The sequence below is a fragment of the Desulfurococcus sp. genome, assembly GCF_049970475.1.
Classification (GTDB): domain Archaea; phylum Thermoproteota; class Thermoprotei_A; order Sulfolobales; family Desulfurococcaceae; genus Desulfurococcus; species Desulfurococcus amylolyticus.
On sequence record NZ_JBMFMW010000012.1, the window covers coordinates 1 to 18,120 of the forward strand.

An 18,120-nucleotide genomic window follows, 5' to 3' on the forward strand; every position below is an offset into this window, starting at 1 on the left:
GACTATTATAACCGGTGTACCGAGGCTCTGGATCATATGGCCGATCCTGTAATAACTATACTCGGTTAACACTAGATCAGTTAAACCATCCCCGATGAAGCCGTCGAAGCCAGCTGATACTACAAGTGCTTCAGGATTATATTTCTCAATAATCCTCCCCACTATGCCTAGTACCTGGACAAAGGAGTCATCGCCTGTACCGGGTTCTAGGGGAATACCTATTTTATACCCGTATCCATCACCAGCCCCTATCTCGCTGGGATTCCAGGGGAAAACCGGTAGGGAACGGGTATCCTGGTGTAGATCAACTTGGAGTATTCTACTTGTATAGAGCAGCTCCATGGATCCATTACCATAATGGGCATCAAAGTCGAGAACCCCTATATTCTTGAATCCCCCATCAATAAGACCATGTACAGCAGCCACAGCATTATTAAATATACAGAAACCCTGCGTATAAGCCCTCCTGGTTTTCCCACGGTATCCAGCATGATGACCAGGAGGCCTAGCTATGTAGAAAACAATATCCCTACCCAAGTTTAGAGCCGTTAGGTATGATGTGTAAAGCGTTTCCAGTGCTAGAGTCAAAGTGTCACTAGATAGATATGTATCCTGGTCTATGTTTAATGGCGCCTTCTTCGATAACATCAGTATTTTATCGATGTATCCTCTGCTATGTATTCTTCTAGCAATGCTTAATGCCTCACCGATATCCATCCCGCCGGCATCATGTAATTCATATCTGATGCCATGCCTCTTGAGCGCTGAGATTACCCTCACTATTCTCTCAGGATTTTCAGGGTGATGCTCCCTCGATACATGCATATGCATAGAGTTTTCCGAGACGAGTATTTTGATCATGGCATGTTCCTGCAGGTTATGTGGAGTAGTATACGGCTTGATACAGTATTTTAATCAGCTCTTGCTTCTCCAGGTCTTTCGGTAATCTCACTATAGCTAGGTTGGGATGCCCGGCTATATCTAATGCTACACCCTCCCCAACAAGATACTTAGCTATCCTGTAGGCCCTACCATGAGACGCCTTTATAACTAGGAGGGTGTACTCTCTATTGGTCCCAGCTAGTAGTAGTACTGGTGCCTTAAGTATTGTCGAAAGCTTTGAAGCAAGCGCGGTAACCCCTCTCTTCTTCCACTCATTCCTCGCGTCAATGAAGCGGAAATCACCTACTTTAATAGCGCCAACGGCTAGTTCCATCGCCTTATCAGCCACCTCCTTATCCCTCTCCTCTATAATTGCCTTGACCTTACCCCACAACACCTCATCAAGAGGCATTGGTAGGGGAGCTGGTGTGGCAAGCCATTCGACTATCTTAGCCCATAGGGTTTCATCTCTTATAACGGTTAAAGCCTTCGAGAACATCTTGGTTAACTCGAATAACTTCATGTATTGCTCCGGCACCCTCTTCCCCATATCCATGTATTTAACTACCTCGACAAAACTCCTTAATCTCTGGTGGACACTGATACCTTTCTTCTCGAGTTCCCAGAGGACCAGCCCAGCCGTGGGCATCTTATGATCGATCACCACGATATCGGCTAACGCCTGGAGTTCCCTGGCCTTCTGCAGGCTTGTTATATGGTGATCTATGAATACTATCTGAGAGACTCCGAAGTGATTCTTCATCATCTTCATAGCGTTACCAAGATACTCGCTGTATGGTATGTCCAGGAAGACCGCTAAATCATATCCCCCTTTAAAACTAGCCAGGAAATACTTGGCTTTATCCGGGTCCAAAGGTACCTTGTCGACCACAGCCTTGGATTCAAGGGGGTATTTGCCGATCTTCTCTTGACTATATACGATGAGCGCGGCTGCAACCACACCATCGGCGTCCCAGTCACCCGCCACAAATACTCTCTTAATATTCTCAGACATGGTAAGCACCTCGAATCTGTTGTCATTGCCTTAGATAGTATTTAATGATAATTAAAACTTTAATTACCGGCATTAATACGCCTATATACCTGCATAATTCTCTGAACAACGGTTACAACCGAGAGAATGGTTAAGACCGAGAGGAGCGCTTCAGCTAGCCGAGGAGACACCCTATATGATGCTAGTACCAGGATAACACCGAGGATTCTCTCAGGTCTTTCAATTAATCCTATGCCGGCTAACCCCACACCAAGGCTTTCAGCTCTGGCCCTGATATAGCTTACTAGGAATGAAGCCACTAGGAACACCAGTATGTATAACTGGTTTAATCTCAGGAATCCGAGGGATAATATTAATATAGCATCGTTCACTCTATCCACAGTGGAATCTAGGAATGCTCCAAATCTGCTCGCTTTACCCATGGCTCTTGCAACAGCTCCATCAAGGGCATCTAGAATGCTTGATACTGTAATGAACACCAGGTAAAGGAGGATATCAGTTGTGAAGGCGAAGAAGAAAGCTCCTATTAGCAATATCATCATTGAAGACGCTGTCAGGACATTTGGTGGTACACCTATAACTATGAAGGGTTTGGCTACAGTATTCACAATAGCGGCCAGCTTATCGCGTAACTTATTCAACAACGCATCTTTCACCACATACCTCAATACAAGTATTCTTCATGATTAACGAGTCCTCCTCCAACAAAGGACTCTCACTAATAACCACCGTATCCACCCCTACTTCACACAGAGCTTCACACACGATCCTGAAGTCGGGGCCATATTTCTCTTCACCTAATGCATGGTGCTCCTTTTCCCCACCTCTGTTAAACTCTATCTTCGAGAAATGTGTGTGTAATGGGTTAAGGTATTCTCTTCCAAGCTTCTTCTCTATGACGTCAACTATTTTCACAATATCTTCTTTACTCCTAACGAGTCTACCCATATACCTGGCATATAAGTGTGCAAAGTCTATGACTGGTCTAACCCCTTTGAAAGCACTGGAGATCTCTATTACCTCCCCAAGGTCTCCAACCTGGCTTATCTTACCCGAGGTCTCGGGTCCAAGCCATACATCTTTGAAGCCTTGTTGATCCCTATACTCTACAACCCTTGAGAGATTCCTGATAATCTTTTCAACAGCTCCACGCTTAGATGGAGCGTCCCTGTAGTAGCCTGGGTGAAATACCACAATATATGCACCCATTACTGAAGATATCCTTACAGAGGCCGTCAGCCTCTCGATACTGGAGTTTACTACTTGTTCTCTACCGGCTAGGTTGATATAGTATGGTGCATGCAGACTAAGCTTTACTCCCTGGCCTCTAGAGGCTTCCCCAAGTATTCTCGCCTTTTCATCACTTATATTAATACCTCTAACAGCCTCGTACTCCATAGCGTTTAACCCTATCCTCCTTATAAATGCCGGGGCCTCAGTTATATCCATTGATTTGAGACCTATAGGCTTACCGGCTGGCCCAAACCAGAATTTAGGCATTAAACCACCCTGCTCATTAATTAATCCACTTATACATCACTTATTAACCTAGTGGAAGTGAATACCATGGATAAGCCACTAGTATTAAGGGAAGAATTACTGGTTGAAGGGCTTCGATTCAATGTTGTCAGGAGATACTATAGAAAAACCAGCGGCGACGAGTTCGCAAGGGATATCGTCGTGTTCCCTGAGGCAGTGGCTGTACTACCAATCCTAGGGAGTCATGAGGTAATCTTGCTGAGGCAATTCAGAGCCCCCCTTAATGACATTATAATAGAGGCCCCAGCCGGCGTCATAGATCCTGGTGAGACACCTGAGGAGGCAGCCAGGAGAGAGCTAGAGGAGGAGGCAGGCTATTATCCAGGGGAATTAGTGAGACTGGGCTCCTATACTCCTTCGCCAGGCTACAGCAGCGAAGTAATACACTTATATTATGCAGCCAACCTAGAGTACCGGGGCGCTAGACCCGAGAAGTACGAGGTCCTTGAGCCATTCAAGATACCGTTATCAGAGGCTGTTAAAATGGTTTACTCTGGTGTCATAAACGATATGAAAACCGCTCTCCTAATCCTCCTGTACTGCTCGAGGGGTGGATGTGCTTGAGCACCGAGTTAGATACGCTCAGGAGAATCCTATCCATGAGACTGGTATTCGAGGGAGGGAGCGGCTGGGTTTCCCGGGAATTAATAGATGTACTCGAAGACTACTTAATGGAGAGGCTACCGGTGATGATAAACAACCTCGTCGAGCCTCTAGGGCTTGAAGCATCCATACTCAGCGATAGTGGTTGTAACATCTTTCCGGAGGAAGAGGCATGCAACCAGCTCGTTATCGCTGAGCTCTACGCTAGTGAAGCAGATAAGCCATTGGTTTACGTGTTATACAAGCTTATAAAAGGAGAGAACACATTTGAGTTTTACCTGTATAAAATAGTGGAGAAATCGGATTAGCCAGTAGACATGGTGCTTAAGCCATGTCAAGCCTCCAGAGAGTGCGTCCCACCAAGATCGAGTTGATAAGGCTTAAGAGAAGGCTCGAGATAAGCGTGAAGGTTGAGAGGATACTGCGTGAGAGACTCATCATTTTAACTAATGAGTTCCTAGCCCTCCTTAAAGAGGGAGTGTCCAAGAGGCAGAGCGTGAGCACCCTACTTATTAACTTGAACTCTAGGGCTGTCATGCTTTCAGGGGTCTACGGCGAGAACATATATAGCCTGCTGGAGAAAACAGTGCCGAAAAATAACTGTGTAGTAGGCACTGAAAACATCATGGGGGTTAAAACCAAGACAGCCATACTAGTGAAGAATACTGAGAAGAAGACCGTAAAGACTCCCTTCGACGACTTCATAGAGGAGTCAACCAGATTCATAGAGGAAGTCCTAGACCTCGCGAAAACAGAGTATGCTTTAAGGGCTCTCGGTAAGGAGATACGGGCAACCAAGCGAAGGGTAAACGCATTAGATTACATCTTAATACCCAGGCTCAAGTCCACTATAAAGATACTCCAGTTAAAGTTCGATGAAAGGGAGAGGGAAGAAAAGGCAAGATTGAAGAGGGTTAAAGCTAGCCTTGAGAGGAGGGAGAAATGAGCAATAACTATATTGAGAGATTTCTGAGTGAAGAGTTGAGGCTGGTTAATAAGCATGCCCCATATGAGAGAAAGAATTTATGCGAGCTCCTCAAGATGGAGATACCATACATAGTTCTTAGGGATGGAAGCCAACATGTATTGGATCCCCGTGAATTAAGAAGGCTACGCGATATCCTAGCTGATGACGCATGCAGTCTTCAACTACCTATAGTAATAGAGTATATACCTGGAGAAAGGGAAGGTATATATGTCGTAAGGGATGAAATAGGGGCTAAAGCAATTGCTTCAGTAATGAATATAGGGAATCCTACTACCCCACTATTCCTCAGCCGCGCGCATATTTTAGAGCTAAGACGGATATTAAGAACCACTACAACAATACTCTTAAACCCCGGCACATCAATTAACCTTGTTTAGGGTGTTCAAGGATGTCATCTATTAAGGATGTCGATGAGTCAATAGATGCGATCATTAAGGAGGCTGAGAAAAAGAAGTTAATGATACTGAAGGAGGCTGAGAAAAAAGCAGAGGAGATACTGAAGCGTCCAATACCAGTTGAGGAATATAGGAGAGAGGCCGAAGCCCTAATAGCTAGTGCCAGAGTAAAGCATGACGAAATAATTGAGAAAGCCAGGAAAGACGCTGAAAACCTAAGAAATATCCCACAGGAGAGAGTAAGAAAAGCAGTTGAATACGTGGTTAAAACCGTGGTGGGGCTATAGATGGGGCTCTTATTAAGCAAACCCAGTGAAATGGTAAAAATAAATGCGGCCTTCCTCCAAGCTGATAAAGAGAAGGCGCTACGTTTACTACAGGAGGCCGGGGTTATCGATATAGAACCAGTTGAAGCAGAGAAGATAGTGAGAGAATATGAAAGACTACAGTCTCTTAGAGAACGTATTAACTCACTGATCCAGAAAGCCAAGGGCCTAGCTATAAATGTATCTATAACAGGCCTGGAGCTATCATCGATCGAGATAAGCCGGATAGAGAAGGATGTAGCTAGCCTGCAAGACGAAGTGGCATTACTAGAGAGTAAATTGAAACATGTGAGGGAGACACTTGACTCCCTTAAAATGCTTCAGACAGCCATAAACCCTCTACCAGACACCATGGAGACCACTGAGATATATTATGAGGGTAGGCATCTCTCATCAATCCTTTTAACAGGTAAGCGGGAAACAATCAATGAACTAGTAGAAAAACCCGGCTTGATTAAAGCTACACACTCGTTTAAGATCGATGAGGAGCAAGTATCCATTATAGTATATGTTTCATCACAGGATTTAAACCAGCTGCTCTCACTAGCATCCTCTATGGGGATATGGTATCCCGGTAGACAACTACTAGAGTTCATACAGCCACATAAATCAATCGGCTTACTTAAAGAGTATCTTGGAAAGAAGATAACCGAGCTAAGCGAGGAGGATGAAAGCCTAGAAGGGAAAATCGTTGAAAAGATCAAGTCTCATGGAGAAATCCTGGGTAAGTATCTCTTAATCGTGGAGAACTATATTGAATATTATAAGGTAAGCGGGATAACGACTGATCTGAAGCACTTATCAGCTGTAACAGGCTGGCTCCCTCGTGATGCTGTTAGAATACTAGAGGATCTTATAAGGAAGATAAATATTCCCATCCTCATAGAGTATAGGGATCCTGTGAGAGGCGTTGATAACCCACCCACAAAGTTTAATAACAAGGGAGTGATAAGATACTTCCAACTCGTAACAAGGCTTTACGGAGTCCCCAGTTACTGGGAGCATGATCCCACGCCATTGATCACGTATTCCTTCGCATTCTTCTTCGGGATAATGAATGCTGATGCAGGATACGCCTTAGCCGGTTTCATATCTATTTTATTAATCATGGATAAACTAGTTGAGAACCCGTATAGTAATGCTTATAAAGAGTTCAAGGGCCTCCTCATAGTTTCCAATATCATCTCACTAGTACTTGGATTACTCAGTGGTTCATTCTTCGGTGATCTATTGCCCTCCATATTAAATATAAATATACCGGCAATCCTAACGGTGTTTAGTCAACCAGTGGAGTTCATAAAGCTGGCCTTGTTAATAGGGCTGATACATATTAACATAGCACATGTTCTGGCCACCATGAAGTTCATTAGGGAGAAGAGGAGAGGAGATCTCCTCAACGAGGTTGGATTATTTATCTCAGAGCTATTCGGAATCCCCTACGTGCTCAAGGTGTTCTTCAGGTATGATGTACCATTTTTAACGTTAATACCGGAGAAAATACTATTATATCTAGCATTGCTAGGCGTCGTGATAGTTATCGTAGGCAACTACTTATCGATGAGGGGACTTGGATTCCTAATGTGGATATTCCAGCTCACAGGCATCCTCGGCGATGTCATGAGCTATGTTAGACTAGCCGGTGTTAGCCTTGCAAGCTTCTATATGGCTAGCTCATTCAATATAATGGTTAAACTAGTTATCAATGGATTGCCAACGATTATACCTGGTGTAGCCGGGGCTATGGTAGCATACATCGTATCGGCACCTCTGCTATTACTGATACACCTGTTGGTGATGGTTCTCTCACAGATGGGTGCATTCGTGCACTCGCTGAGGCTATGTATGCTCGAGTTCCTTATGAAATTCTACGATGGCTCGGGACGCGAGTACAATCCATTCTCTATAGTTGCGTTTAAACGTATCGTGGTTTCTTAGAAAAGATTATTGAATTTGTTTTTAATCCCCAGACTGGATCTATATAAGAACCAGTTTGCGTATAAGGGTGGTTAAATGGACCCATTAGCCATGGGGCTTATGTATTTAGCAGCAGCATTACCATTAGCTGGCGGTATCACTGGTTCAACAACAGGTATGAGGCATGCAGCCAGTGTAGGTGCATCGGTTCTAGCAGAGGACCCAACTCAGTTCAGGAATGTATTAATCTTGGCTGCACTACCAATGACTCAGACCTTCTATGGTTTAATACAAATGATCTATATAATGCTGATGTATATACCTAACTTACCATTGGACAGCATTAACATGACGAAAGCACTCGCATTAATCGGCATCGGGCTAGCTGGTTTCCTAGCTGAATACCTATCTGCCTGGGCACAGGGAATAATATGCGCCAACGGTATTGCTGAGTTACCTAGAACAAAGGGCAGCAACCTCATGAACTCGATCGTGCTTGCAGCATATGTAGAGCTATGGGGTATATTAGGCATAGTATTCACGATTCTCGGTCTATCCTTACTTGGGTGACAATAATTGGTGGCACTGGAGAGCGAGGCGATAAAAGCCAGGTTACTCGAGGAGGCAAGGGCTAGGGCAGAGGAGATAGTGAGGGAGGCTGAGAAAGAAGCAGAGAGGAAGATAAGGGAGGCTGAAGCCTTATGGAGAGAGAAAGCTGAGAAAGAAAGAATAAGGATTATTAGTGAGGCAGAGAAGGAGGCAAACAACATTGTTTCAGATGCTGTAAGAGAGGCGAGATTCATTATATCGATGGAAGTAGATAATATTATTTCAGACATATTGAATCAAGCATACAGTGTTATAAGAAGCCGCGGATTCGATGTCAAAGCCTCCCTCAAAAACCTGATCACCGAATCTATGAAAGTCATTGACTCACCTAGAAGACTTATCGTTAGTAGAAGAGACCTGGAGACGGCTAGGGAGGTAGTTACTGAGCTGGGATTAACAGGGGTCTCAATAGAGGTAGGCAATATAGAGGGTGGAATAATAGTTGAGTCTGCCAGCGGTATAATAGTGGATAACACGTATGAATCCCGGTTCAAGGAGTTCCAGAACAAGTATCTAAATGAGGTCAGGAGAATACTGTGGGGCTGATGCATCCCCATGCTAATCGAATCCTCCAAGCTGTTTTTTACTAGAAGCGACTACATTAATATATTGTCATCACAGAATCTAGAGACAGCGATTGGATATCTCAGTGAGAAATTCCTAGCTAGTGAAATAGGTAAATTAGCGGGGATTCACAGGATATCCCTCATAGATGTATATAATGCATTAGATAAAGGCTATAGAGGCATATTACAATCATTATTCAGTCAAGCCAAGAATGAGGAGAGATCTATTGCTGATAAAATACTTTGGCTACTTAGCTCACTAGATCTTTACTTATCCCTAAACGCACTCACCGCTGGAGTTAAGCCTCCACTAATGGCTTCACCCCTACCGCTCTTAATACCGGAAATCCCTGATCCCATGAATATCTATATACTGAAAGAGATTCTACCAGTAGAGCTACATGGACTGGTTAAAGAATACATAAATAAGAGAAGTATTCAGTTACAACAGATAATTAGAGCTTTAGACAGTCTAGCCATGAAGGTTGATAAACTAAAGTATTACGAGTTAAGCGTTCTAGTCAACCTACTACATGATATGCAGCTGCTTAAAGCCTGTATATTATATCCAGAAGTAAGGCAGCTCCAGCCCAGGGTCTTCTCGCTTAATCCGGCTGATTTTTACGAGAACTGTGGAAAAAGTATCAGGGAGGTAAGCGCCATGCTCTCCAAGGATAGGCCGTTCGCGGTGGTTTTCTCAGAAGCCATAAACGATTCATTAAAGTTCTCAAGTGGCATCGAGGCCTTAGACCTAGGTGTCTATACGGGTCTACACTATCTTGCATCCCTCATACTTCAGAAAACAGTCATTGAAAAAACCTGTAGGCTCATGCTTAAACTACTTGGCCAATACGTGTTTTTGAAGCTTGTTTTCACAGTGGCCGGCTCCGGCTTATATAGACAAGAGGCCTCGGCATTCATTAGTAAATGGGTGACTTGAATTGTACAGAGGTGAAATACTAGTTATAGGTGATGAGTACTTATCCCTAATAGGTGTTGCTGGGGGTGCTTCCTCAATAGTATATAATGGTAATTGTAGTGAAATAATTGAAAAACTCCGCCCCACTATAGGCAAATACTCAGTCTTAATCACCTATAAACAAGTGCTCAGTGAGTGCCGTGGGCTCCTGGAGCTAGTGGATGAAAACAGGATACTCATGGTTGAACTCGATAAGCCAGTGGAGCTGGCTGGGATCGATATTAGGCAATACTACGCCGAGATAGCTAAGAAATACCTGGGCATCGAAATACCTATATAATCTTTCCCGACTAATAGAAATACCTGTAAATATGTTTACTCTGGTAAAGGCGAATCGTCATGAGTATGCATAAAGGGATAATACATAGGGTTTCAGGCCCCCTTGTAGTAGCTGAAAACGTGCGAGGCGTAAGCGTCTACGAGGTAATCGAGGTAGGTGAGGAGAGATTAATTGGTGAGGCCATAGGGGTAGAGGGCGATAAGGCGATAATACAGGTATACGAGGATACCACAGGGTTAAAAGTTGGTGACCCCGTATACCCTACCGGGCAACCATTATCAGCTGAGCTAGGGCCAGGCCTGATAAAATCCATATTCGATGGAATCCAGCGCCCTCTACCAGTCATCGAGGCACTTTCAGGCATATTCGTTAGGAAGGGGGTCAGGACGACTCCTTTACCACGTGATAAAAAATGGCACTTCATCCCACTTGTCAAACCAGGTGATAAAGTTGTCGAGGGTGACTTCATAGGTTACGTTAATGAAACAGAGGTGGTTAAACACTATATAATGGTTCCACCAGGAATTAACGGGGTTATTGAATGGGTGACCAGTGAAGGAGATTACAGTATAGTAGAGCCTATTGCCAAGATAAGCGGTAAAGAAGTATCAATGCTCCAGAAATGGCCTGTTAGAAGACCTAGGCCTTACAAGGAGAAATTAGAGCCCAGAGAGCCGTTCATTACAGGTATTAGAGTTATAGATTTTCTATTCCCATTAGCTAAAGGCGGTAAAGCCGCTGTGCCGGGAGGCTTTGGCACAGGTAAAACAGTCCTGCTTCACACCGTTACAAAGTGGAGTGAGGCAGATATAACGATTTACATCGGATGTGGCGAGAGAGGAAACGAGATGGCTGACGCATTAAACAGTTTCATCAAGCTAATAGATCCTAAGACCGGTAAAACAATGATGGAGAGAAGCATCTTCATAGCTAACACCAGCAACATGCCTGTCGCAGCCAGGGAGGCAAGTATATTCCTAGGTATTACACTTGGAGAATACTATAGGGATATGGGCTACAACGTCCTCCTCGTTGCCGACTCAACTAGCAGGTGGGCTGAGGCGATGAGAGAGATCAGTGGGCGTTTAGAGGAGCTACCGGGTGAGGAAGGCTTCCCAGCCTATCTGGCATCAAGGCTGGCACAGTTCTACGAGAGAAGCGGGTACGTAAAAACCATTGGCTCAGCTGAGAGAAGCGGCAGCCTCACCATCATGGGTGCAGTGTCACCGCCTGGAGCAGACTTCAGTGAACCAGTTACACAATCCACTCTAAGGCTTATCAGGGCATTATATGCATTAGACGTTAACCTAGCGTATAGAAGGCACTACCCATCAATAAACTGGCTAACCAGCTTCAGCCTATATATAGATAATATAACAGAATGGTGGTCTAAAATAAGCCGTGAATACCCGTATCTAAGGGAGAGGTTCATGAAGATCCTGCAGAGAGAGACCGAGCTAGAGGAATTAGTGAGGCTGGTGGGAGCCGACGCGCTACCTGTGGAGGATCGGCTCACCCTTGAAGTAGCTAGGATTATACGAGAGGACTTCCTACAGCAAGATGCGTTTAGCCTCGTCGATGTCTTCTCCCACCCTGTTAAAACAGTTAAGATGGCTACAATAATAGATAAGTTCTACGAGAAAGCTCTCGAAGCAATAAAGCTGGGAGTGCCATTCGAGAAAATACGCGGCATGAAGATAAGGGAGAGAATTGCTAGAATGAAGCATATACCTTTTGGAGATAACACCAAGGAATTTGATAGTATACTTATAGAAATGGAGGAAGAATTCAAGAATCTTAGGGAGGAGAGTTAGATATGTCGGTGAAATTAACCACAAGGATCTCAAGTAAACTACTTAAAGCACAGGGAGGACTATTATTCGCTGAGACAATACCTGGTGTAACATATGGTGAAATAGTAGAGGTAACGCTTCCAACAAGCGAGGTGAAACTAGGACAGGTAATAGATGTCAGTAAAGGGGTGACAGTAATACAGGTATTTGGTGGAGTAGCCGACGTTGATCTATCTAGGTCAAGAGTAAAGTACCGCGGGGAGACGCTTAAAATACCTGTAAGCATCGACATGCTTGGAAGAATATTTGATGGATTAGGCAGGCCAATAGATGGGGGTCCAAGGATCATCCCGGAGGATTATCTCGACATAAATGGGGCGCCATTGAACCCAGCTTCGAGGTTACCGCCCTCAGAGTTCATTGAAACCGGTATTTCAGCTATTGATGGATTATTCAGTATTGTAAGAGGGCAGAAACTCCCAATATTCAGCGGCTCAGGCCTACCCCATAATAGGATCGCCGCCCAGATAGTTAGACAGGCAAGAGTTCTCGGTAAAGAGGAGAAGTTCGCCATAGTGTTTGCAGCTATAGGAGTACCATATGATGATGCAATGTTCTTCATAGATAACTTCAAGAAGACCGGTGCCCTTGAGAGAACTGTTGCATTAATCAATACAGCTAGTTCACCAGTCATAGAGAGAATTGCAACACCCCGTGTAGCATTAACCATAGCTGAGCACCTAGCGTGGACGCATGACATGCATGTACTTGTAATATTAACAGACATGACCTTCTACTGTGAAGCCCTTAGAGAACTCAGTGCCGCAAGAGAAGAAGTCCCAGGTAGAAGAGGATACCCTGGCTACATGTATACTGATTTGGCAACAATATACGAGCGTGCCGGGCGCGTTCACAGTAAGAAGGGTAGTATAACACAGCTACCAATACTCACCATGCCAGATGATGATATTACACACCCAATACCGGATCTCACAGGGTATATAACAGAGGGTCAGCTAGTTCTCTCGAGACAGCTATGGTTGAAGGGTATATATCCACCATTCGATCCACTAATGAGTCTTTCAAGGTTGATGAAGGATGGAATTGGTGAAGGAAAGACAAGAGAGGACCACAATAATGTATTTATGCAGTTAATAAGCGCCTATGCTGAAGGTATAAGACTGAGGGAGCTCTCCGTAATAGTTGGTACGGAAACACTTACTCAGAGGGATAGGAAGTACCTCGAGTTTGCTGACAGGTTTGAAAGAGAGTTCATTGGACAGGGAGAATATGAGCGGAGGAAGATAGAGGAGACGCTGGATAAGGGATGGGAGCTTCTAGCTATTCTACCCGAAGAAGAATTAAAGATGATTAAAGTAGAATACATAAGGAAATATCATCCCAAATATAAAGGTGGCAACCCATAGTTGGATACGTGTATACAATCCTTCCACCTAATAGAAATAATTTATATGAACACCTTTTCTCAATAATCTCATGTTTAACGGTGGCAATTAATGAAGGCCACCGTTCTTTATAGTGGTGGAAAGGATTCAACATATGCACTGCATAAGGCAGTTGAAGCAGGACATCAAGTGGCAGTTCTCTCAACTATTATACCACTCTACAAGTACTCTATGCTCTACCATAAACCAAGCTTCAACGTTGTCCAGGCGCAAGCATATTCTCTAAACATACCGCTTGAATCCATTGGTGTCTACGATGAGAAACTAGAGTTAGATGCCTTGAGAAATCTGCTTAGAAGAGTCAGGGACAAGTATGGTGTAAAGATACTTGTGACTGGGGCCATAGCCAGCAACTATCAGAGAACTAGGTTTAAGGCTATCGCAGATGAACTAGGGCTCGAATTGTATACCCCACTATGGGGCAGAGACCCCCGTAGCTACCTTGAGGAATTACTAGATTATGGTGTCAGGTTCCTCGTTACATCTATAACGAGCATGGGGATACCCCTGGATATACTGGGTAGGGAAATAACAATGAGTGATGTTGAGAGACTAGTTAAACTAGCGGAGAAATACGGATTTAACCCATCTTTTGAGGGCGGTGATGCTGAAACCATTGTTGTTGATTCACCACTGTTTAGGTATAAGTTGGTTATTACTGGTGAGAAAAGCATTGTTTCCGAGTTTGAGGGATACTTCGAGCCTTTGAGGATTAAACTGGTTGAAAAAAACCTACTACTTTAATCTCTCAATATATACTTTTACCGTGTCCGCAAGATGCTCCGGCTTGGTATACCATTTATCATACTTAAAAGAGTTCCCATCGGATGTTGTTAATACAACATAGTCTTTTTCATCCCTTATTGTTAAGACGGCTTTACCTTCCCTTAAGATCATTACCTCTAACGCTGATTTATCCTGGAATTTTACACCAGGTACTTTGCTTGCTATCTGTATTTTTAACTGCTTTATATATTCACTCATCTATACCACCTGGGAAACGCTTACTAATTAAAGGATTTAATTATGGACTTTAAAAGTTAATGGTTCCGTTTTTCTAATCCTTTCTAATCAAGAATATAGTCAGCTAGTTGGAAATCCATTGGGCCTAATATGTTACACCTAGCAGGGCATATCTATCAGCTTTATTACTACACGCCATGTACTGGGTAGGTGAAGGGAGAGGTATCGGGGACTCGACTATCTCTCCGAGGACGTTCTTGCCCGTCTCTTTCTCGAGTTCCTCAGCACATCCCTTGCTTCCATCCCAGGGAGCGATGATTAATCCATTGAACCCCTTATTCTCAAGATAATCCGGTAAGAATATTGTTTTCTTCTTAAGGTGCTCTAACCCCTTAATCCTCAGATACTCGTTTATCTCGGACCATATCTTGCGGAGGGTTTCAAGGACCTCCTCTAGCCTAACTACCTGCTTCTCTCTTTTATCCCGCCTAGCAATGGTTACTGTTGATGTCTCAACCTCCCTAGCCCCTACCTCTATCCTGGTTGGCACTCCCTTCATTTCCCAGTAATAGTATTTCCATCCAGGCGTATGCTCTAGGTCGCTGTCTATGAAGACTCTTAAGCCATGTGACTCCAGCATGCTTCCTATCTTTAAAGCGTATTCAAGAATCTCTTTTTCACCAGGCTTCATTATTGGCACTATGACGACCTGTATTGGTGCGATTTCTGGCGGGAAGAATAATCCTACCTCGTCTCCATGTATTCCTATAACCGCGCCTAGAACTCTCTCGCTTACACCATAACATGTCTGGTAGACGTATTTCTCTTCTCCATCAGTATCCATGAATTTTATCTCGAATGCCCCAGCGAATTTCTGCCCTAGATTTATAACGCTACCTAGCTCGAGGCCTTTTCCATCAGGCATAACCGTTATGAAGTCGTAATTATACTCTGCACCAGCAAATGTGTCCCATGGAGGTGTCTTGACTATGAAGTAGGGTAGCTGAAGCCTATTGAAGAACTCCTTATATATCCCTATGGCCTCGATTATCTGTTTCTCGGCCTCTTCTCTCGAGTGGTGTGCCGTATGAGCCTCTATGAAGCCCATTATCTCTCTTACCCTTAGTATTGGATGAGTCATCTTTGTCTCATACCTGAACACGTTTACTACTTGATACATTTTCAATGGAAGATCCTTCCTCCCCTTTATCCACATGTTCCACATGTAATACATTACTGTTTCACTGGTTGGCCTAACGAATAATCTCTCATTAAACCTCCTCGTCATTGTTCCCTCAACAATGAATGTTTCTCCTCCGAAACCCTGTAGAAAATCTTTTTCACGTGAAAACACGCTTTCTGGCACCATTGTAGGGAAGTATGCCTCTTGGTGTCCTGTTTTCTCGAGGAGATCCACTATTATCCTCTGGGTGAGCCTTAATGCTTTCAATCCGTATGGCATCCATACATACATGCCTTTAACAGGGTATCTTATATCGATGACGCCGGCTTCCTTTAATACTGCCTGATACCACTCGGGGAAGTTTTCATATTTATCTATCCCAATGCTTTTCCTAATGCTCATCGCTTGCACCCTGTATACTTCTCCTACATACCTGTAGTTCTAGTATGTTATTTAACAATTCATCAATCTTAATAAGCATGAAGGACTCTATTCTTTTAAGGATACTGTTTATCAGGCTTGGCTCTAGTCTTACCCCTGCATCCAGTATTATGTTATCGAGGCTCCATACAATTATCCTCCCCCTTTCCCCAAGCCTATACTCAACTCTATTCATATACTCCCCGAGAAGCGAATATAGGGGCGCATGGGTTATACATGAGTGAAATTCGCCGCCTGCAATTACATATAGTGAGGCTAAAGCGGATGTATAGGTAATTAGAGCCTTGACAGCGTTGGAAACCCCGGTGAACCTACTGGATTCATAAATCCTTGTCACCGAATTCCTGTACTCTAAGGGGGCTGCATCATGCTTTTTAACCAGTTCACTCCATAGCCTTTTAAGCATTGATTGGGGGTCCTCTACTATTTTAAGGAGGGCTTCGATAACGTACCCTATATCTTTATATATATCTCTTTCCACATTACCCGGGCTTAACCCTGAGATTGTTACCGAGGGAATCCCATGATTCAGGTATGCTAGGCTATCGAAGCCGAAGTGTGTTTTACCTTTGTTCACGGTGTCTGGGTTGGGGAGAAGCGGTATCGGGTTATCTATTATCTCGAAAACATCTCCTTTAAAATCCAGGTTTATATCTAGGAGGGTGTTATCCAGCAGGTTCTTTGATTCAAGGATCTCTAAGAGGTATCTAGAGCCCCAGGACCATGTATAACTATTCAACTGGGGATCGCCTATCTCCTTCGCCGTGTACGATACAAAAACAACTTCTACATTACTATGCCTGGTTGCGATAGTTAAGATGTCTCTAAGTAATCCAATGTATTTACCTATATATCCACTATCATCTGGGATCCCATCATGATGTGTGGACACGTGTACTTTAACTTTATCACCATTACTCATCCCTGCTAACATCGTCCTCCCAACCCCATCATGTATCCTCGCCTCTGTCTCAACACGTATTCTTTCCCCATTGAAACCACTCATCCTCCTAGGATTAGACTCGAGGACTACGACAGGGATCCCTGGCGGGGTATCCGGCTTTAAGACCGGTATACTACTAGATAATACTGCGGCATCCCATGGTCTCCCTCCTTCATGCATGAACACTATAGCCTCTGCACCGTTCTTCAATGCCTCGCCTACAATGAATCTAAGCTCATGGATATTAGAGGGATATTCATGGAGGAGCACCTTGCCCCCCAGTTCTCTGCTCACTCCTTTAGCTGTTAGACCCCTGCCCTCACCAACCCCTGTGAGCGTGTACGGTAGTGGTCTACACTTATATTCCTCACCATTTATCTCGATAACACACTTACTCCAGTCCCATCTCAGCACTGGTGTCTCGTAGATTGTTACCCAGTCAAAGTACTCATCCAGCGTCTCCCTGAGGGTTTCAAGAAACTTTTTCTCAGAGGCTGAGCCCGGCTTGATTACCCCGACCACTTTCAACCCTCTCTTATAGGTTTCATCTTTAATAAGGGATATAGTATTTTACATTGAAGAATACTGTTTCAAGGGGAGTATACATGACAACCAATATATTAGAGCTGGAAAACGTTAAGAACCTGGATGCGTTACTGGATATTCTGGTTGGCAAGGGATATAGGATAGAGCCCGGCCCTCACGCTGTCATGGAAGATCACAGTGAAATCAGCGTATTTAAGGGGTTTAAGAACAATGAGCTGGCCTTCATTATTATCGCGCATTATATTACTCAATACTATAGGGTCGTATTAAACTGTAAATATGAGGACGACCAAAAGTTCCTCGAGGAGCTGCTTAGAGTCAAGTATAGTGGTGAAAAGTGGAGCATACCTGTTAACCCGGTGTTTATCGCTGTATTTAACGAGGATGTCATCAAGGATATAGAGGGTTACCAGGACACCTACCCAGTTAGTGATGGAGAAGCACTGGTTACCAGATACCGTGAGAAAAACCCGGGTTACAAAGATATCCCAAGGGTTATTATAGCCAGGTTGATCGACGAGGCCTAAGACTCAATAGAGGCCGCCTCTCGTTGCATACTACCACAGTATGGACAATATAACGCATCAAAGGGGAGCTCCCTACCACATCTAATGCATCGTCTTACCCTGGTTTCGGGGTGCTTATCCATTTTCTCATAATACTCTTTCTTCAAGTCCTCTACTGAGAGA

21 protein-coding genes are annotated in these 18,120 nt (G+C 44.0%); 14 read left to right on the forward strand and 7 right to left on the reverse strand.

The window, feature by feature from the left end:
* The 4 genes from ACP5N5_RS01515 to ACP5N5_RS01530 form a co-directional block, all read right to left on the reverse strand.
* On the reverse strand, positions 1–861 hold an 861-nt coding region (locus tag ACP5N5_RS01515), incomplete at its 3' end, for a histone deacetylase family protein (RefSeq protein ID WP_428131720.1).
* Positions 862–877: 16 nt separating this feature from the next.
* Positions 878–1,897 carry a DHH family phosphoesterase gene (locus ACP5N5_RS01520; protein ID WP_428131723.1) on the reverse strand — a complete coding sequence of 340 codons (1,020 nt, stop codon included), beginning with the start codon at positions 1,895–1,897 and terminating at the stop codon, positions 878–880.
* 59 nt (positions 1,898–1,956) lie between these two features.
* On the reverse strand, positions 1,957–2,538 hold the full coding sequence (gene pgsA / locus ACP5N5_RS01525; RefSeq protein ID WP_276814936.1) for an archaetidylinositol phosphate synthase: 582 nt from the start codon (positions 2,536–2,538) through the stop codon (positions 1,957–1,959).
* A complete protein-coding gene (locus ACP5N5_RS01530) occupies positions 2,531–3,397 on the reverse strand; it encodes a TIM barrel protein (RefSeq protein ID WP_428131730.1) in 867 nt (288 codons plus the stop codon). Before ACP5N5_RS01530 ends, pgsA begins: the two co-directional genes overlap by 8 nt.
* A gap of 66 nt (positions 3,398–3,463) precedes the next feature.
* On the opposite strand from ACP5N5_RS01530, the gene ACP5N5_RS01535 reads away from it, so the two are divergent.
* The 13 genes from ACP5N5_RS01535 (at position 3,464) to ACP5N5_RS01595 (ending at position 14,099) form a co-directional block, all read left to right on the forward strand.
* The gene (locus ACP5N5_RS01535; RefSeq protein WP_048058880.1) at positions 3,464–4,000 is read left to right on the forward strand and encodes an NUDIX hydrolase; all 537 of its coding nucleotides are present in this window, start codon (positions 3,464–3,466) and stop codon (positions 3,998–4,000) included.
* Positions 3,991–4,347, forward strand: a complete 357-nt coding sequence (locus tag ACP5N5_RS01540; protein WP_428131735.1) for a hypothetical protein — start codon at positions 3,991–3,993, stop codon at positions 4,345–4,347. The genes ACP5N5_RS01535 and ACP5N5_RS01540 overlap by 10 nt, the downstream gene beginning before the upstream one ends.
* A 23-nt stretch (positions 4,348–4,370) precedes the next feature.
* On the forward strand, positions 4,371–4,985 hold the full coding sequence (locus ACP5N5_RS01545) for a V-type ATP synthase subunit D (protein ID WP_012608656.1): 615 nt from the start codon (positions 4,371–4,373) through the stop codon (positions 4,983–4,985).
* Positions 4,982–5,404 carry a DUF61 family protein gene (locus ACP5N5_RS01550; protein ID WP_012608657.1) on the forward strand — a complete coding sequence of 141 codons (423 nt, stop codon included), beginning with the start codon at positions 4,982–4,984 and terminating at the stop codon, positions 5,402–5,404. The genes ACP5N5_RS01545 and ACP5N5_RS01550 overlap by 4 nt, the downstream gene beginning before the upstream one ends.
* 11 nt (positions 5,405–5,415) lie before the next feature.
* Complete coding sequence (locus ACP5N5_RS01555; protein ID WP_012608658.1) at positions 5,416–5,709, forward strand: hypothetical protein; 294 nt, start codon at positions 5,416–5,418, stop codon at positions 5,707–5,709.
* Positions 5,710–7,683 (forward strand): V-type ATP synthase subunit I, encoded by a 1,974-nt coding sequence (locus ACP5N5_RS01560; RefSeq protein ID WP_428131744.1) that lies wholly within the window; start codon positions 5,710–5,712, stop codon positions 7,681–7,683.
* A gap of 75 nt (positions 7,684–7,758) precedes the next feature.
* Positions 7,759–8,232: an ATPase gene (locus ACP5N5_RS01565; protein WP_428131749.1), complete on the forward strand. Its 474-nt coding sequence runs from the start codon at positions 7,759–7,761 to the stop codon at positions 8,230–8,232.
* A 9-nt stretch (positions 8,233–8,241) separates the two neighbouring features.
* The gene (locus tag ACP5N5_RS01570; RefSeq protein WP_428131770.1) at positions 8,242–8,817 is read left to right on the forward strand and encodes a V-type ATP synthase subunit E; all 576 of its coding nucleotides are present in this window, start codon (positions 8,242–8,244) and stop codon (positions 8,815–8,817) included.
* Positions 8,818–8,826: 9 nt separating this feature from the next.
* Complete coding sequence (locus ACP5N5_RS01575) at positions 8,827–9,777, forward strand: hypothetical protein (RefSeq protein ID WP_428131752.1); 951 nt, start codon at positions 8,827–8,829, stop codon at positions 9,775–9,777.
* 1 nt (position 9,778) lies between these two features.
* Positions 9,779–10,096, forward strand: coding sequence for a hypothetical protein (locus tag ACP5N5_RS01580; RefSeq protein WP_012608663.1), 318 nt, complete (start codon positions 9,779–9,781; stop codon positions 10,094–10,096).
* Positions 10,097–10,155: 59 nt separating this feature from the next.
* Positions 10,156–11,910, forward strand: coding sequence for a V-type ATP synthase subunit A (locus ACP5N5_RS01585; protein ID WP_428131756.1), 1,755 nt, complete (start codon positions 10,156–10,158; stop codon positions 11,908–11,910).
* Positions 11,911–11,912: 2 nt separating this feature from the next.
* Entirely contained in the window at positions 11,913–13,316 is a 1,404-nt protein-coding gene (locus ACP5N5_RS01590) for a V-type ATP synthase subunit B (protein WP_012608665.1), read from the forward strand.
* A 90-nt stretch (positions 13,317–13,406) separates the two neighbouring features.
* Positions 13,407–14,099, forward strand: coding sequence for a diphthine--ammonia ligase (locus tag ACP5N5_RS01595; RefSeq protein ID WP_428131762.1), 693 nt, complete (start codon positions 13,407–13,409; stop codon positions 14,097–14,099).
* On the opposite strand, the gene ACP5N5_RS01600 is transcribed toward ACP5N5_RS01595, so the two are convergent.
* From ACP5N5_RS01600 to ACP5N5_RS01610, 3 genes are all read right to left on the reverse strand, one after another.
* Complete coding sequence (locus ACP5N5_RS01600; protein ID WP_042667719.1) at positions 14,091–14,339, reverse strand: hypothetical protein; 249 nt, start codon at positions 14,337–14,339, stop codon at positions 14,091–14,093. The two genes, ACP5N5_RS01595 and ACP5N5_RS01600, sit on opposite strands and share 9 nt — an antisense overlap.
* Before the next feature lie 124 nt (positions 14,340–14,463).
* Positions 14,464–15,903 (reverse strand): proline--tRNA ligase, encoded by a 1,440-nt coding sequence (proS, locus tag ACP5N5_RS01605; protein ID WP_012608668.1) that lies wholly within the window; start codon positions 15,901–15,903, stop codon positions 14,464–14,466.
* A complete protein-coding gene (locus ACP5N5_RS01610; RefSeq protein ID WP_428131766.1) occupies positions 15,893–17,407 on the reverse strand; it encodes an aminopeptidase in 1,515 nt (504 codons plus the stop codon). Before ACP5N5_RS01610 ends, proS begins: the two co-directional genes overlap by 11 nt.
* Before the next feature lie 83 nt (positions 17,408–17,490).
* Here ACP5N5_RS01610 and ACP5N5_RS01615 point away from each other — a divergent pair, with 83 nt between their 5' ends.
* Positions 17,491–17,958: a hypothetical protein gene (locus tag ACP5N5_RS01615; RefSeq protein ID WP_042667721.1), complete on the forward strand. Its 468-nt coding sequence runs from the start codon at positions 17,491–17,493 to the stop codon at positions 17,956–17,958.
* Positions 17,959–18,120: the final 162 nt, after the last annotated feature.

Coding starts and splice junctions, on each gene's coding strand:
- ACP5N5_RS01520 (WP_428131723.1), bottom strand. CDS start 1,897: ATGTCTGAGAATATTAAGAGAGTATTTGTGGCGGGTGACTGGGACGCC.
- ACP5N5_RS01530 (WP_428131730.1), bottom strand. CDS start 3,397: ATGCCTAAATTCTGGTTTGGGCCAGCCGGTAAGCCTATAGGTCTCAAA.
- ACP5N5_RS01535 (WP_048058880.1), top strand. CDS start 3,464: ATGGATAAGCCACTAGTATTAAGGGAAGAATTACTGGTTGAAGGGCTT.
- ACP5N5_RS01540 (WP_428131735.1), top strand. CDS start 3,991: ATGTGCTTGAGCACCGAGTTAGATACGCTCAGGAGAATCCTATCCATG.
- ACP5N5_RS01545 (WP_012608656.1), top strand. CDS start 4,371: ATGTCAAGCCTCCAGAGAGTGCGTCCCACCAAGATCGAGTTGATAAGG.
- ACP5N5_RS01550 (WP_012608657.1), top strand. CDS start 4,982: ATGAGCAATAACTATATTGAGAGATTTCTGAGTGAAGAGTTGAGGCTG.
- ACP5N5_RS01555 (WP_012608658.1), top strand. CDS start 5,416: ATGTCATCTATTAAGGATGTCGATGAGTCAATAGATGCGATCATTAAG.
- ACP5N5_RS01560 (WP_428131744.1), top strand. CDS start 5,710: ATGGGGCTCTTATTAAGCAAACCCAGTGAAATGGTAAAAATAAATGCG.
- ACP5N5_RS01565 (WP_428131749.1), top strand. CDS start 7,759: ATGGACCCATTAGCCATGGGGCTTATGTATTTAGCAGCAGCATTACCA.
- ACP5N5_RS01575 (WP_428131752.1), top strand. CDS start 8,827: ATGCTAATCGAATCCTCCAAGCTGTTTTTTACTAGAAGCGACTACATT.
- ACP5N5_RS01585 (WP_428131756.1), top strand. CDS start 10,156: ATGAGTATGCATAAAGGGATAATACATAGGGTTTCAGGCCCCCTTGTA.
- ACP5N5_RS01590 (WP_012608665.1), top strand. CDS start 11,913: ATGTCGGTGAAATTAACCACAAGGATCTCAAGTAAACTACTTAAAGCA.
- ACP5N5_RS01595 (WP_428131762.1), top strand. CDS start 13,407: ATGAAGGCCACCGTTCTTTATAGTGGTGGAAAGGATTCAACATATGCA.
- ACP5N5_RS01600 (WP_042667719.1), bottom strand. CDS start 14,339: ATGAGTGAATATATAAAGCAGTTAAAAATACAGATAGCAAGCAAAGTA.
- proS (WP_012608668.1), bottom strand. CDS start 15,903: ATGAGCATTAGGAAAAGCATTGGGATAGATAAATATGAAAACTTCCCC.
- ACP5N5_RS01615 (WP_042667721.1), top strand. CDS start 17,491: ATGACAACCAATATATTAGAGCTGGAAAACGTTAAGAACCTGGATGCG.